Source organism: Bacillus coreaensis, from assembly GCF_050586445.1.
Classification (GTDB): domain Bacteria; phylum Bacillota; class Bacilli; order Bacillales; family Cytobacillaceae; genus Robertmurraya_A; species Robertmurraya_A coreaensis.
On sequence record NZ_JBOCCY010000013.1, the window covers coordinates 71525 to 87463 of the forward strand.

The 15939-nt window shown below is 36.2% G+C and carries 13 protein-coding genes and 1 riboswitch; of the genes, 4 read left to right on the top strand and 9 right to left on the bottom strand.

Going from position 1 to position 15939, the window contains the following annotated elements; all coding sequences use genetic code 11:
• Nucleotides 1-32: 32 nt before the first annotated feature.
• The 9 genes from ACQ5H4_RS17660 to ACQ5H4_RS17700 all read right to left on the bottom strand — a co-directional run bounded on the left by ACQ5H4_RS17660 (nt 33) and on the right by ACQ5H4_RS17700 (nt 11957).
• Nucleotides 33-1985 (bottom strand): DNA/RNA helicase domain-containing protein, encoded by a 1953-nt coding sequence (locus ACQ5H4_RS17660; protein ID WP_430776306.1) that lies wholly within the window; start codon nt 1983-1985, stop codon nt 33-35.
• Nucleotides 1986-2103: 118 nt separating this feature from the next.
• Nucleotides 2104-3681, bottom strand: a complete 1578-nt coding sequence (locus ACQ5H4_RS17665; RefSeq protein WP_430776307.1) for a restriction endonuclease — start codon at nt 3679-3681, stop codon at nt 2104-2106.
• 304 nt (nt 3682-3985) lie between these two features.
• Entirely contained in the window at nt 3986-4195 is a 210-nt protein-coding gene (locus tag ACQ5H4_RS17670) for a hypothetical protein (protein ID WP_430776308.1), read from the bottom strand.
• Between the two features lie 44 nt (nt 4196-4239).
• On the bottom strand, nt 4240-4365 hold the full coding sequence (locus ACQ5H4_RS17675; protein ID WP_430776309.1) for a hypothetical protein: 126 nt from the start codon (nt 4363-4365) through the stop codon (nt 4240-4242).
• A 212-nt stretch (nt 4366-4577) separates the two neighbouring features.
• Nucleotides 4578-5585, bottom strand: coding sequence for an HD-GYP domain-containing protein (locus ACQ5H4_RS17680; protein ID WP_430776310.1), 1008 nt, complete (start codon nt 5583-5585; stop codon nt 4578-4580).
• 93 nt (nt 5586-5678) lie between these two features.
• A complete protein-coding gene (locus ACQ5H4_RS17685; protein WP_430776311.1) occupies nt 5679-7370 on the bottom strand; it encodes a methyl-accepting chemotaxis protein in 1692 nt (563 codons plus the stop codon).
• A gap of 289 nt (nt 7371-7659) precedes the next feature.
• Nucleotides 7660-7747: riboswitch (cyclic di-GMP riboswitch) on the bottom strand.
• 148 nt (nt 7748-7895) lie between these two features.
• Nucleotides 7896-8318, bottom strand: coding sequence for an ATP-binding protein (locus ACQ5H4_RS17690; protein WP_430776312.1), 423 nt, complete (start codon nt 8316-8318; stop codon nt 7896-7898).
• Between the two features lie 1228 nt (nt 8319-9546).
• Nucleotides 9547-10920 carry a 23S rRNA (uracil(1939)-C(5))-methyltransferase RlmD gene (rlmD, locus tag ACQ5H4_RS17695; protein WP_430776313.1) on the bottom strand — a complete coding sequence of 458 codons (1374 nt, stop codon included), beginning with the start codon at nt 10918-10920 and terminating at the stop codon, nt 9547-9549.
• A 98-nt stretch (nt 10921-11018) separates the two neighbouring features.
• On the bottom strand, nt 11019-11957 hold the full coding sequence (locus ACQ5H4_RS17700; protein ID WP_430776314.1) for a diacylglycerol kinase: 939 nt from the start codon (nt 11955-11957) through the stop codon (nt 11019-11021).
• A gap of 232 nt (nt 11958-12189) precedes the next feature.
• On the opposite strand from ACQ5H4_RS17700, the gene plsY reads away from it, so the two are divergent.
• From plsY to ACQ5H4_RS17720, 4 genes are all read left to right on the top strand, one after another.
• Entirely contained in the window at nt 12190-12807 is a 618-nt protein-coding gene (plsY, locus tag ACQ5H4_RS17705; RefSeq protein ID WP_430776315.1) for a glycerol-3-phosphate 1-O-acyltransferase PlsY, read from the top strand.
• Nucleotides 12808-13032: 225 nt separating this feature from the next.
• Entirely contained in the window at nt 13033-14517 is a 1485-nt protein-coding gene (putP, locus tag ACQ5H4_RS17710) for a sodium/proline symporter PutP (protein WP_430776316.1), read from the top strand.
• A 255-nt stretch (nt 14518-14772) separates the two neighbouring features.
• Nucleotides 14773-15282 (top strand): DoxX family protein, encoded by a 510-nt coding sequence (locus ACQ5H4_RS17715; RefSeq protein ID WP_430776317.1) that lies wholly within the window; start codon nt 14773-14775, stop codon nt 15280-15282.
• Between the two features lie 147 nt (nt 15283-15429).
• Nucleotides 15430-15939 (top strand): DoxX family membrane protein, encoded by a 510-nt coding sequence (locus ACQ5H4_RS17720; protein WP_430776318.1) that lies wholly within the window; start codon nt 15430-15432, stop codon nt 15937-15939.

Consider the following 15939-nt stretch of genomic DNA (forward strand, 5'->3'; position numbering starts at 1 on the left):
ATCATTTACACTAAGAGTGCTAAGCTGGTGTATTAGTTTTTATATATTTCTTTCTCTTCAGCGACTCTTGAGTTCGATTTAAAGAATTCATTTTCAACATATTCTTCTTCAAGACTATTAACCCGTTGTTTAAAATACTCTCCTAACTCTTTATCTGTACAATAAATGAAACACCCCTTCTGCCCTCTTGTCATAAGGGTTCGATAAGTATTCCTTATAATCTCATCAGCTAATCTCTCCGCCTCATCTGGAGATTCCTTAAGCATTTTTTTCAATCCCTTTAGGGAATTATCTGTTTTAGCTCTTTCTGTATGATCGGTTAGGACTTTTCCATCTCGATAGATGAGATCATTACCGATAATTACTCCAACATAATCAAATTCAAGTCCCTGACAGGTATGTATACATCCCACTTCTTGGACAGAAGTCTCATCTATCGCCCAAGTCTCCGAGTTATTTAGATTCCAACTCATCCCGAATGAATGCTCAGGGATGGTTATATCATGAACATTCGTGTTTGATTTCCCCTCTTTTAGCCAGTTCCAACAATAACCCGCCACTAATCGTGACTTGTTAGCACTTTTATTTAATCTACTTATCTCGTCTCTTAGCTCATTAGGGTCTGAATAAATTCTGAAATCGTATTTTATCCCTAGATAATTACTATTTGCAGTCTCACGAATCTGTAGAACATCGTCTAACCAGCTAATATAACCATCCGAACCATTGCAGCGAAACTGCGAATCCAGCTTCACACGAGTAATACTTGCAGATTGTTCTCTTGCATATTTCTCTATTTCTCCGATACTTCCTATGTCCTTAAGGGTTACTCTTTGACGCTCGTCTATAAAGAAGACTGAGAGTTTAGAGGCATTCATGATTTCTTTAATTTGGTTTTCACCAAGATTACTAAAAAGGCCTGATTTTTCATTTAATCGATGAGCCTCATCCACAATGAGCACATCAAACTCATTCTTAGGAGCATTTATGTAACTACCTGAACCTGTAAATAAGTTATCAATATGTCCCTTTCTAAAGTTCTGCTTTAACTTAGTTGCATAGACATTCCTAGGAGCCGCATTTTTAGTAACATATTGTGCCACATAGCTACGGTTTGTTGCCTCTACTAATAAGTTAATCGCAAGTACAGACTTCCCAGTGCCTGGCCCACCTTGCACAACAAGAACTTGCTTCGTATTCGTACGAAGTGCAGTGTTTGCTAGCTGAAGGGCTGTCTCGTATACCACCTTCTGATCATCAATCATGATAAATTCTTGATTTCCCTGCAGCATGCTATTAAGCGTATCCTGTAACGACTTCGACGGACGAATTCTACCATTTTCAATCTTATAGAGATTTTTTTTATCGTCACCATATTTAATATACTTCTTTATAAAACTTCTAAGATTCCCTGCATCTCCCTTAACAAATACAGGTGCCTGCTCCACATAATAACTATAAATAGAATCTGTTAACGGGTCTTCTTCCCCTTGGTTAATATAGTTATGTAAGTATGCACAAGGATACAATCCCATATTTTCTTCTTGGGCACTTTCATTGTAATCTTTGATAAGAGCAGCGTACGACCATGCCTGATACGATGGGTGAGTGGTTTCAACAATTCCTCTATTCATTGCCGTCCTTACGATTGCTTCCTTGCCTTCCACCTTTTCAATGCTTTCCCATTGCTTCAGCTCAACGATTACAACAGATTGACGAGAGTCCTGATCAGATCCGGTGATCAAAAAGTCGACTCTTCTTGAGGTATGTGGAATCTTAAACTCAATGGCTACCCCAGCATTAGTAGGAATTTCAGCATCGCTTAAAACTCGATACATATATTGCATCGAGTTATCCCAAGCTCGGACTTCTCTTTCATTAATTCGACCAATCTTTTCATTGTAGTTATTACATATGTTGGTTACTAACTGGTCTTCGAACACGTCTTTTAAGAACTCTTGTTTTGTAGATTCGTAGACAATCATATTAGGTCTCCTTTTTGGAGTTTTTATTTTATTATAATGGGAAAATTTGTAGTTAACTACACAATAAAAAGGAGTTCGATACTGAGGAACTCCTTTTTAGCTGATTTACATTAATTGATTATTTATTGTTCATTAACATTTTAGCTTCTTTTAAATCAATTTTTGCTTTGTGTCCATGTTTCTGAAGTAGATGTAAAAGGTTGTTACCATTTAATAATGTTAATGGTTTATCCTTTGCAAAATTATATGCATCAGGACCATAGTCAGCAGTTGAAACTAATATCCCCTTCGTCGCACCTTCATTCATTACAGTACCATATAAATCACGAACAGATGAAACTCCGACCACATTTGTATATCGTTTTGCCTGAATTACTATTTTTCCACCTCTAATGGGATCTGGATCAAAGGCTACTGCGTCAACCCCACCATCCTTGCTAGCCCTTGTAATTTTCACTTCCCCACCTGAATTATTGAACTCTTTTTCAAATATCTCTCTTATTAAATGTTCAAAATCTTGCCAATCCATTGCTGCTAAATTAGTTTCTTCATCTACGTTTTCTGCTACGTTGTAGGAATCAATAAAACGTCCATCTTCTCTATTAATTCGTATTATAGGTGCAATAGGGGTAAGACTAAATAACTTACTACTTCCTACACCTTTTAGGTTCTTAAAACATGTTTTTGATTCTACATTTCTTAAGTTAATTTCCATAAACTCTTCTTTAGTTGTCTGAACAGATAAGATACATATATTTTCATGTTTCCCTGTTGCCTTATTTATTGTATTAACCCAACCATTAAATACAATCGAATCTATAGCATTTATAGCATCCGCTTCAAAAAGTTCATGGATAGAACGTAAGGTGATGTCATAAAGCAGCTTATCATACATTTTTCTAGCGGCAGCTTCGGTTATATGGCTTTCCTTATAATCATCTTTTGTAGCGATATATTTCACTTCTTTTAATGTTGGTAAATCAGAGATATCCAGGAGCATATAATCAACAATTAAAGTTCGGTTGATAGAGCTATAATCTATATCAAACTCTTGAGGAAAGTAGTCCGGATACACGGAATTAGAAAGTACCATATCACTGTATTCGATAATAGACTCACTTTCACCAGCCAAATACAGTTCTTTTTTCTGCTCAATTGCTTCATTTTTTTCCTTCTGCTCTAGCTCAAACGTTTCTTTCTTATTACTCCACTTCGCTAATTGTTCCTCATACTTTTCAACTTCTTTTTCGTACTTTTCTTTTAGACTATCTGTTGATTGTTCCCAGTCTTTTATTGCTTCTTCAAATAATTTATTTGATACTTCAATTTTTTTCTGTTTATTTGAAGAAAAGACTTTGTCCAAAATACCAAACTTCGGTTCAAATGACTTTATATCGGGTTTTACGGGATAAGATGGTTCCTTTGGTTTCTTTGGTTTTGGATCTAGGAATTTTGAGTTATCCTTTAGTGAATCCCAGTTTATATTGTCGTCTACACCTAAAGTATGTAACAACGTGTTGTCTATCTCTTCAAGATGATTAATTGCTTCGAGAGTTAACTGTTCTGCCATTGATTTCTTTTGAGCTTTTTCCATAGCGTTCTGTTCACGATTAAGTTTCTTTCTTTCAGCTTCTTGCTTTCTTTCCCACATTTCATCCCATTGCTTTTTTTGTAAATATGCTTTTTGTTCAACCACATATTTATCATTGCCTTTTATAACCCGATACTTATGTAACCCTTCATGTTTAATTTCGATCCAATACATTAGAACCCCTCATTCTATAATATTTTTATCATTTGGAATATTATTCTTATTGATAGTATATTATAACTACTTTCCTTTTTTCGACAATATATGTAATAAAATGTGATATTTAATTAAACTTTTAAAAGAAAAGACCTTCATTCAAATAGAGCCTTTTCCATGTTCATTATGAGACTTTTAGAGCTCGTTTAGCCTATATCTTTTCTTCAGATTTTACCTCCTGTTTTTATACTACTTACTTACTAACCCTATATATAGAATGTGCCCAAGCTGACGCAATCAAAAAACAGGTTCCCTTTTTAGGAAACCTGCTAGCCTTTTGGACTGCCACAAAAATCCCTTCCGAAATCACACCCGCCAAACCCGCATTCCACCGTTTACGAGTTCGAAAAAAGTCCACATCACTTGCTTGCCACTCACAAAGTGTCATCTCGATATTACGCATTAGATATTATTCCTTAGCTGTTTCTATTGATGAAATGTCATCTTCTATGCTTGAAATCCATTTTCTATTTTACTTATTGCATCTTCCATTGCTTCTCCTCGTTCTGATACTTGAAGCCCTTCTGGAAAATTATCGAATGCATCCTGCTCCTCGTCTTTGACGCTCTCCAATTCTGAACTACATTCATTAGCTTTTATTTATTATTGATTGCAATAATTTTCTACGAGTCTTGTTCATATTTAATCCCTCCTCTTTCAATGTTTAGGCTTTATATTACTAAAATCCCTATCTCTTATCCTTCAAATTGTTCCCACAAAAAAAATGATGTTTTTATAACTACTTCGAAACAAGAGTTTATTTCTTCTATAATTATACAACCAAATTAGTTTTTATACACTCCAAACATATCTAAAAAAGCATCTGTAATCTCTGGATCAAAGTGCTTGCCCCGTTCTTTATATATGTAATGTAGGGCATCCTGCTCTGCCCAAGCATCCTTATATGCTCTTCTACTGGTTAATGCATCAAAGACATCAACTATTCCTACTACTCTTGCTTCAAAAGGAATTTGCATTCCCTTATACCTAAATGGATAACCTGATCCATCCCACTTCTCGTGATGATACATTATTATATTTTTTGCAATTTCAAGACTTTTTGTAAAGCTATTATTTATATCAATTGAAATTTTACTCAATATTTCCACACCAAATTTTGGATGAAACTCAATAATATCTCTTTCATAACTATTTAAACTCCGAGGCTTATATAAGATACTCTCTGGAATACCAGCCTTTCCAATATCATGCAATATACTTGTATAAACAATATCTGTGAAATATGAAGGATCATAATGTGCTTGGACATTTCTTTCTTGTATTTTTTGTAGAAGGGATTCACAGAGTTTTTGTACTCTTAATAGATGATTTTCAATTCCAGGATCGTGTATTTCGCATGAGATAGCCATTGTTTTTAATATTTCTCTTTTGGTTTTTAACCTTTGACTTTCACTAAGATATGTACCTTGATTTAATTGTTCTAATTCCCTAAAAACTCCAATAAAATATACACGATTCTCTATCTCTATCGGAGAAATAGTAATATGAGAATGCCATAAATTACCACATTTCTTTTTATTAACAAATACTCCTGACCAAGATTTTAGCTGTTTTAACGTATCCTTTACTTCCCTATAAATAGATGGAGAAGTTAAATTCGATTTTAAAAAACCAGCATTACGCCCCCTTACCTCCTCCTTCGTATATCCTGTCATAGTGAGATATTTATTATTTACTTCTAAAATAGTATGATCAATATCCGTAATGCAAACTGCATCAGCCAATTTCAAGAAATAGCTAAACTGATCAGGTGTTATATATTTGACCTCCATTTAATTCTTCTCCTAACCTTTTTTCGTCTGGCTGGGGGAAGATTGATTATCTTCTAAAATCCCCCCTATACTATTACATTTATTACTATAAAACTATATCTTAAAGCCCCTTATCAATTCTCTTAAATCCTCAGCCATATTTGATAAGTTTGAAGCTGACGATGTTACTTCTTCCACCGTTGCTAATTGTTCTTCTGATACAGAGGCTATTTCAGCAGTATTATCAATGGATTGTTTTGAAATTTGGATGACCTGATCAATGGATGCATTTACTTGTTCCATACTTGTAGACATTTGTTCAGATACATTAGATAGTTCCTGTATTTCAGCACTCACATTTTCAATAGCAGTTATAATCATTCCAAATGCTTTTCCTGTATCTTCAACTAAAACCCTTCCTTTAGTTACTTCACTCGTTCCATTATTCATCATATCTACTGCCCGCACAACATCGCTTTGAATAAGCTGAACTAAGTTTGCAATTTGGCTTGCTGAAAGTCTTGATTGTTCTGCTAATTTCCTAACTTCATTTGCTACAACTGCAAATCCCTTCCCATGTTCTCCTGCCCTCGCCGATTCAATGGCCGCATTCAATGCCAACAGGTTTGTTTGGTCAGCTATACCTGTAATCACACCAATAATATCTCCTATTTGCTTAGAGTTACTATCTAATTCCCTAATCACTTTATTTGTTTCGTTTGTTGAATTATTTATAGACTCCATTTGTACTACTACTTTTTGTAGCATCTCATTTCCTGTATTTGCTTGAATTGCTGTTTCTGAAGTTGAATCTGCAACATTTGTAGAAGTAACTGATAGACGCTTGACTCCATTTAACATTTCGGACACTAATTTCGCACTTTCTCTTGTAGAACTCCCCTGTACTTCCGCTCCACTTGCCACTTCTTGTATAGCAGTTGTGATTGAAGTTATAGCTGAACTTGTTTGTTCAGCACTTGCCATTAACTCTTCAGCAGATGACGCTACAGTTTCCGATGTGTTGCTAACTTTGAAAATTAGCTCTCTTAAATTATTTACCATCAGATTAAAGGAATCTGTCAGATCCCCTATTTCATCTCTATTTCTAACCCTTATTTCATCAATTAGTAGATCACCATCTGCAATTTTTTTTGCAGATTTTGAGATTTTTTGAACAGGTAAAGATATATTTCTACTAATGTATAAAGCTATGAAAAGACCTGAAACAAGAGCTATACTGCTTATAATAACAATAAGCATTTTACTCGTTTTTGTGTCCTCTGAAAGTTTGTTGCTTGTCTCTGTCGTACTTGTCTCTTGAAATAAACGTGCTTTATCTCCAACCTCCGTAATTTTAGTTGCTAATCCATTTCCCTTTTCTACCATTAATTGTGTAATTTCATCATTCTTATTCTCATCTTTTAAAACAATTAGTTCATTAGCTAATTGAGTGTATTCCTTTTCTACGGCTACAAACTCATTAACTATTTCCTTCGCTTCGTTACTTACATTAAAACTTAGAAATTCTTCTACTACTTCGGAAAAATTTTGTGATGATTCCTGAAATTTTTGGAGAGTTTCTGTATTACTGTTTACTAAATAACCACGTAAGTATATCTGCTCTTTAAGTATGGTATTTTCCATTTCACTGATCAGCTTTGTCTTCTTGAAGCTATCCTCGATAACATTTTTATAATTTTTATCAACTATTGTAAATTGTACATACGCTATTATTGAAACTGTTGCCAGTAATAATAAGACAGTAGAAAATCCTAATATTAATTTCCTGCTTATATTAATTTTCATTTCTTTCTCTCCATTTCAGTACCTTCAGAGTGATAGCATTCATCACATAACTCAAATAACCTCAGATAGTTTTTCGTGATCCAATATTGTTATTAAATTACCTCTTCCTTCAGATACAACTAACATAATTAGGCGTACCAACTATCTCAGTTATATCTTTAATTTTTTCAATCGAATATTATTGGTTATATTAAAATCATAGTTACCTTTACCAACATTGAATATATATAAACTTCACAACATATCTCCTTTATAAAAAACCCTTCTTTTAATAATAAAAGAAGGGTTTTTTTGCAACTGGCTGACTTAGACTATTTATGCCCTTAACCCCTATAGTTTTGCGTCTCTATTTTTCAATAGATTTGCCCCTTTATTACTTTGAAAAATATATAGTATTATTTTACTATTTTCAAGTGGATATTCTGTGACATTTTTTCCACTGTGTACAAAAGACACCAATACTTTCCATTGTTTATTATAAACATATTTCAAATAAAGGATGTGATTTACAACACATTACTAATTTCAATTTAGAGGTTCAATTTTCTGAAATAATACAGTTATCGAGTTCCCTTTTTTGTTATAAATTACCCTATTTGCAATCTTATATATCATATAAATCCCTCTACCTCGTTCTTCATATAGACAGTCTGTTAGAAGAATATCTAACCCCTTATCATTAATTAGTTTTATCTTCTCCTCTATAAGAAAACCTCGACCATTGTCACTGACTTTAAAACCAAACTCCTTTTTACTGGTAAGAAACTGTATGTTTACAGGAAAACCGCCATGTTCAACTGCATTATTTACAGCCTCAATCATGGCATACTTAATTAAGTATGAAGACTTCAATTCAGTATGATTGTCTACCTCTTTTTCTATTACACATAGTATATTCTCATACTCACTCCTCTCTAAGAACTCATAATTAGAGATTACAAAAAGCATTAATATTTGAATGTATCAGAATCAATACTTGTCTTAAAAAATATTAGCCACTGAGCCCCAAAAAGAAGCAAAGAAAGAAGTATTATACATTTCTAAAAGCGAAATACGTATAGGAATTAGCAAAAACACTTACGATTCAAGCTACAGTGGTTATTATCAATAAAATCATATGTTAATCCTTGATCATCAAGTAAATAAAAGAGAGTGATGTTCTGCTCTATCTAAACCATGGTTTGGAACATCAAATACATTCCATAAAAATAAAATAAATAGAAAACATATTAGCCATGCAATCCATCACATAAAGTAATTGATATTCCTTCTTCTTACCTTCTGGGAACTTAGATAAAAAGATTATGGTAGTAGAAGGATATTTTATAAGCATTACAGACTAAAGAATAATAAACGTTCCTGCTTTTTTCATGCATTTTCCTCATTTGTGTATAAGCTGTGCATAGATTTTGAAAAAAAATAACGGGGAGTAGAGTTAAGGTTTACATATCGTTTTACCCGCTTCCTTTCCCACTTTTGCTCATGCTTTCCCTTCCTTCTTTTCCGTTGCGAAACCCTGTTTTATCTTGCTTTCCTCACACCTTTCTTCATGACATTTCTCTTGTTTCCCCTCTCCCTGTTCTCCCTTTCTTTTTCAGAAAAAAAGACCGAAGGTCTTCTGAATCGGATCAGGAAACCTTCGGTTTTGGGATGCTATTTTTATTTAAGGTACGTTATTTTGTTTAAAAGTCGGTATTTTTTTATAGAGACACAAATATACTCTTTGTCTCATTCAACTATACTACAATAACTCTTTTTCAAAAGTTTTTCATGGCATATCAAAGAGGAATAATTCAAACCTTAACCCTTAATAAAAAATCAAAAAATGATGAATTTTCCTTATTTTTATTTCTACTATGTGCAGTTAAAAATTACCTTTCATTTCCCACTCAATTTCCCGCTATTCCTTCGTTCGCTGGTTATAATAAAGTCTTTCTATTTCCCCACTTTTCCCTCGTTTCCACAAGAAAAGAACCCGTTTTTTCGGGCTTTTCTCACGCTTTTTTCCACGTTTTTATTCGAGTTAGAATAAAGTTTTTCTCTCACACTTTTTTCACGATTGTTGATATGTCGGGGATAACAGGCGTTTTTCTCTCACTTTTTTGTACAACTTTTTTCCTACTGTTGATAAGGTGTGGAAAAAGTTTATTATGCTTTGAAAATTTCTAAAAGTTAGTTACACTTTCCAAACAATCTTCGCCACCGCTTCACAATGAGTCGTATGCGGAAACATATCAACAGGCTGAACTTCAACCGTGCGATACCCACCATCCTCAAGCACTCTCAAATCCCGCGCCAAAGTAGCCGGATTACAAGAAACATAAACAACCTTCTTCGGCTTCATCTCAATAATGGTCTGCAGCAAGGCATCATCGCAGCCTTTTCTTGGTGGATCCACAACAAGTACATCCGCCACGATCCCTTCTTTGTACCAATTAGGAATCACGACCTCTGCCTCACCTACCGCGAACTCTACATTATCAATCCCATTTAAATCAGCATTCCGATTCGCATCCGCAATGGCTTCAGGGACAATTTCAACTCCGTACACCTTCTGGGCTTTTTGCGCTAGAAACAGTGAAATCGTTCCAATGCCACAATAAGCATCGATCACCGTTTCCTGACCACTCAATTCAGCATAAGTTAGGGCTTGGTCATAAAGCACCTTCGTTTGTTCCGGATTTACTTGGTAAAACGATCTTGAACTAATCGCGAATTTGACGTTGCCGATTAAGTCATAGATGACCTCTTCTCCCCATAACACACGGGTTTCGTCACCAAGAATAACATTGGTTTTCTTCGAGTTGACATTCTGGATAATCGATTTAACTCCTTCAACACTTTCAACGATTTCCTTAACGATCTTCTCCTTGTTTGGAAGCTCCGAGGTACGAGTGACAAGAACGACCATGACTTCCTTTGTGACTTGTCCATGGCGAGCCATGATATGTCGTAATGTTCCTTTATGACGCTGCTCGTTGTAGGCCGTGACTCCGTATTTCGTACAGATTCTCTTTACTGCTTGTACGACCTCGTCATTTTTTTCCTGCTGAATCATACAAGCTTCCATGTCGATGATTTCATGGCTGCGCTGTTGATAAAAACCGGCAATCAAGCCACCTTCACGTTCACCTACAGGAACCTGTGCTTTGTTTCGGTATCTCCAAGGCTCACTCATGCCTAATACAGGATGAACCTTTACATTTTCTAGTTTGCCGATACGGGTAAGGACATCTCTTACTTGCTTTTCCTTCGCTAACAGTTGTCCTTCATAGCTTAAATGCTGAAGCTGGCAGCCTCCACACTCCTTGTAAATCGGGCACGGGGCATCCACACGGTACGGACTTTGTTCAAGGATTTCCTCTAAACGGCCGAATCCATATCCCTTATTGACCTTAATCACCTTGATTTTTGCTTTTTCACCAGGCAGAGCATTTTTGACGAATAAAGGATAACCCTCTACTTTGGCTACGCCTGCACCGTCATGGGTTAAGTCTTCAAATACAACTTCTATATAATCATTTTTTTGAACAGGTATTGTTTTTGTCATTGGTTACTTCCTTTTATCATTTTTCGATATGAAAAATTGTATCATAACTCCCTCACGGATACGAAATCACAAAAAGAAACTAACCACCTGTATCGTGATTAGTTTCCTGAAACATTCCAACCTTCCACTGGTCGGTCCTGCTCACGTATTTGGTCAATCGGTACAAACACTTCTAAATGTCGGTATAAATTCACGAACTCTGCAGGTAAAAGACCTCCGAATTCTCCATCGAGATTCAGCTGAACCTTTTCCTCAGAGTGGACTTTGATCCGGTTTGCCTTTGTATAAATAACATGCGGATCGTTAACATGCTCTCCGCGAACAGCTAATGTAGCGATGCGGATAAATTCTGCAAGGTTTGTCTTTTTTAAAATTAATAAAGTAAACATTCCATCATTAATCGACGCATCCGGAGCTAGTCGCTCAAAGCCGCCCACTGAATTGGTAAGCCCAACAAGAAACAGCATGACCTCTCCTTCAAAAAGCTTTCCATCATACTCGATACTTAAATCTGTTGCACGAATGGAAGGGAGCATTTCAATGCCTTTTAAGTAATAAGCCAGTTGCCCAAGCATCGTTTTCAGTTTGCTTGGTACCTCGTACGTTAACTCTGTTAAACGGCCGCCACCAGCAATATTAATAAAATACTTGTCATTGATTCGGCCGATATCAACAGGAATCGTATCTCCCTTAACGATAATATCAGCTGCCGCTTCAATATCCCGCGGAATATGAAGAGCTCTTGCGAAATCATTGGTGGTTCCAACTGGAATGACTCCAAGCTTTGGACGATACTCTTGCTCAGCAAGTCCGTTCACCACTTCATTGATCGTCCCGTCTCCACCTGCTGCTACAACCAGATCGTATTTTCGAGCAACGGCAATTTTAGCCGCCTCTGTTGCGTCACCTGCACCCGTTGTTGCATGACAAGAAGTCTCATAACCGGCCATTTCTAGCTTTTGCAGTACCTCTGGCAGTTGCTTTTTAAAGGCTTCTCTTCCTGAGGTAGGATTATAAATAATTCTTGCTCTTTTCATTTTCATCATCCTATTTCAAAAAATAAGGTTCTTTTTATATTCGTATGTATACTTCGATGCCGATTCCATCATTTAACATTAATATCATATCTCACTGCTTACATTCCTGCAAATCTGTTGACAATCTATCATATCATGGAGATAGGTAAAAGTAAAAATCTCAACTCTACAGCATCACTAAGAATATGGTAATATTTAGACATAATAACAATTAAATGTAAGGAGGAATTCTATGGAGTATGGACTACTTATCATAGCCTATTTACTCGGATCCATTCCAACCGCATTACTTGTTGGAAAATGGCTCTTTCAAGTGGATATTCGAACGCTTGGTAGTAACAATCCAGGTGCTACGAATACGATCAGAGTTCTGGGAAAAAAGGCAGGAATCATTGTTCTTCTCGTTGATGTTGGCAAAGGAGCCCTTGCGACGTATTTACCTCTGTTGCTGCATTCCAATATTGATCCTTTGTATACGGGATTACTAGCAGTAATCGGTCATTGCTTTCCGATCTTTGCAGGGTTTCGTGGGGGGAAAGCCATAGCGACCACAGCTGGATTTTTAATCATTTATAACCCTATATTATTTCTAATAACCTTTCTTACCTTTTTCTTCGTTATTTTTGTATCAAAATATGTTTTTTTTGGTTCGATATCTGTTGGCTTTGCCATGCTGATATATTCTTTTTTTGAGGAAGGCTATCATACCGATCTTATCTTTTTCTTATTCTTACTTCTCCTTTTCTTTTTACACCGTTCCAATATCCGTAATTTCTTGAATCATACGGAGTTGAAAATTAATGATAAAAAGCTTAAGGATGACCGAATCCCTCCTAAGCCTATAAAATGAGGACTAAAAAATTCAATCAAACGTTTGATTGAATTTTTTTAAGTATTTTCAACTAATGAATTATTATTCGAAAAATGGATCCAATACTTTCTAAGAAAAGCTTTTTTGTTACCACTTTCACGATTTATTTCGGGTAAAAAAATATCGTCACGTTTGCATAATAATGATAGAATATTGCATATATTTTTATAATTAGTTTTTCACTATAATAAAGGGGGAAGGTATATGTCGAATGAATTTTACCAAGCGATCTCCATTGCGATCTACATGGCGGGTATGCTACTAATTGGTTGGTACTCTTACAGAAAAACTAGTAATCTGACGGACTATATGTTAGGCGGCCGCTCATTAGGTCCTGCGGTAACCGCACTCAGTGCAGGTGCAGCCGACATGAGTGGCTGGCTTTTAATGGGGTTACCTGGAGCCATTTATGTCAATGGAATGGTCGATGCATGGATTGCCATCGGACTTACCATAGGTGCCTACCTCAACTGGGTTCTTGTTGCTCCAAGACTTCGTTCCTATACTCAGGTGGCAAATGACTCAATCACAATTCCTGGTTACTTAGAGAACCGATTTAAAGATCGTACGATGCTTCTTCGAATTGTTTCTGGAATTGTTATTCTTGTTTTCTTTACCTTTTATGTTTCTTCCGGAATGGTCTCAGGGGGCGTATTTTTTCAGAGCTCTTTCGGTGTTAGCTATCATACGGGTTTATTGATCGTATCTGCTGTTGTTGTTGCCTATACTTTATTTGGTGGGTTCTTGGCCGTAAGTTATACCGACTTTATTCAAGGACTTATGATGCTACTCGCACTTATTTTTGTCCCTATTATTGGTGTATTTGCAACAGGTGGACCTTCTGAAACGTTTGAAACCGTTCGACTTGTGAATCCAACCTTTTTGGATTTATTAAAAGGTGCTAGCTTCATCGGAGTCGTCTCGGCTATGGCGTGGGGGTTAGGATACTTTGGCCAGCCACATATCATCGTACGTTTTATGGCCATCACGACCGTTAAAGAAATAAAAAGTGCCCGCCGCATCGGGATGACCTGGATGATATTTTCTCTTATTGGAACCATCCTTACAGCGATGATTGGGATTGCGTATTTCAAGAAAAATCCTGATTTAACCCTTTCTAATCCAGAAGCTGTCTTTATTGAACTTGGGCAATATTTGTTCCATCCGATCATTGCAGGGTTCTTACTAGCCGCTGTCTTAGCTGCGATCATGAGCACCATTTCATCTCAGCTCATTGTTACATCGAGTGCTCTTATTGAAGATTTATACAAAGTACTATTAAAGAAAGAAGCGACCGACAAGCATTATGTATTAATGGGGAGATTAGCTGTATTAACAGTGGCTGTTATTGCCCTCTTATTAGCACTCGATCAAGATAATACGATTCTGTCACTCGTTGCTTACGCTTGGGCAGGTTTTGGAGCGTCCTTTGGTCCGGTGATTATCCTCAGTCTCTTCTGGAAAAAGATGACGAACTGGGGAGCTATTTCAGGGATAATCACAGGTGCCATTACGGTGATTTTATGGAAACAAGCTGAGGGTGGAATTTTTGACTTATACGAAATTGTTCCTGGCTTCATCCTCAATGCGATCGTTGCGATTATTGTCAGCATCCTCACATTTAAACACAATGATCAAATTGAAAAAGAATTTAATGAATCTATCGCATTATTAAAGGAAGAGAAATAATCCTTACTGAACAACTCATTCGACAACGAATGGGTTGTTTTTTTGTCGGAAATACTCTTTTCCTGGGAAATACATACTTATTTCCACCAAACTTGTCTATTCCTGTTGTTCATAAAAGTGACATAGTTCACACTTCGGTCAATAAGCTTTTAACAAACTGTGAACTAACGTATATCCCTGTGGTTATTACTATGGTCGCGTCGTATATTATGAGTGTAATCGTTAATTAAATATTTTTGAAAGGCGGAATCATTTATGTTTAATCAATTTTTAAGAGAAAACAAGATTTCTGCAGCTCTTCTTACATTATTACGTGTGTATCTCGGGTACGCTTGGATGACAGCAGGCTGGGGCAAAATAACTGGTGGATTTGATGCTGCTGGATTTTTAAAAGGTTCTATCGCAAACCCTGTCGCTGGTCCAGATGGAATTGTGTATAGCTGGTATGTATCTTTCCTTGAAGGTGTAGCACTGCCGAACGTGGGTCTATTTAATTTCCTTGTACCTTGGGGCGAGTTTCTAGTCGGATTAGGATTAATTCTTGGTTGTTTTACAAGTGCAGCGATGTTCTTCGGTTTAGTCATGAACTTCTCTTTCATGCTTGCTGGTACCGTATCTCATAACCCTACAGACATTCTAATGGGGGTAATTATTCTTACTGCCGGATTCAATGCAGGACTTTACGGTTTAGACTATTGGGTTGTTCCTTTCCTTCGTAAAACGATTATTAAGAAGGATACAAACATTCTTTCGAACAAGGCTTAAGTCAAAAATGGACTTTGTTAACAATTCGTTCAAAAGATTTCGATCAATTTGTGAACTGTTTCACAAAACGATTCTTTTCACTATCACAACATTGTATATTATGAGTGTAATCATTTATTAAATAACTTTTGAAAGGCGGAATCATTTATGTTTAATCAATTTTTAAGAGAAAACAAGATTTCTGCAGCACTTCTTACTGTATTACGGGTATATCTCGGTTATGCTTGGATGACAGGAGGCTGGGGCAAAATAACTGGCGGGTTTGATGCTGCTGGATTCTTAAAAGGTTCTATTGCAAACCCTGTCGCTGGTCCAGATGGCATTGTTTATGGCTGGTATGTATCTTTCCTTGAAGGTGTGGCACTACCGAACGTGGATCTATTTAACTTCCTCGTACCTTGGGGCGAGTTTCTAGTAGGTTTAGGATTAATTCTTGGTTGCTTTACAAGTGCAGCAATGTTCTTTGGATTAGTAATGAACTTCTCTTTCATGCTAGCTGGTACGGTTTCTCATAACCCTACAGACATTCTAATGGGTGTCATCATTCTTACTGCCGGATTCAATGCAGGACGTTACGGCTTAGACTATTGGGTTGTTCCTTTCCTTCGCAAAACAGTTTTCAAAAAAGGCGCAGACCTACTTCAACAAAAAGCCTAA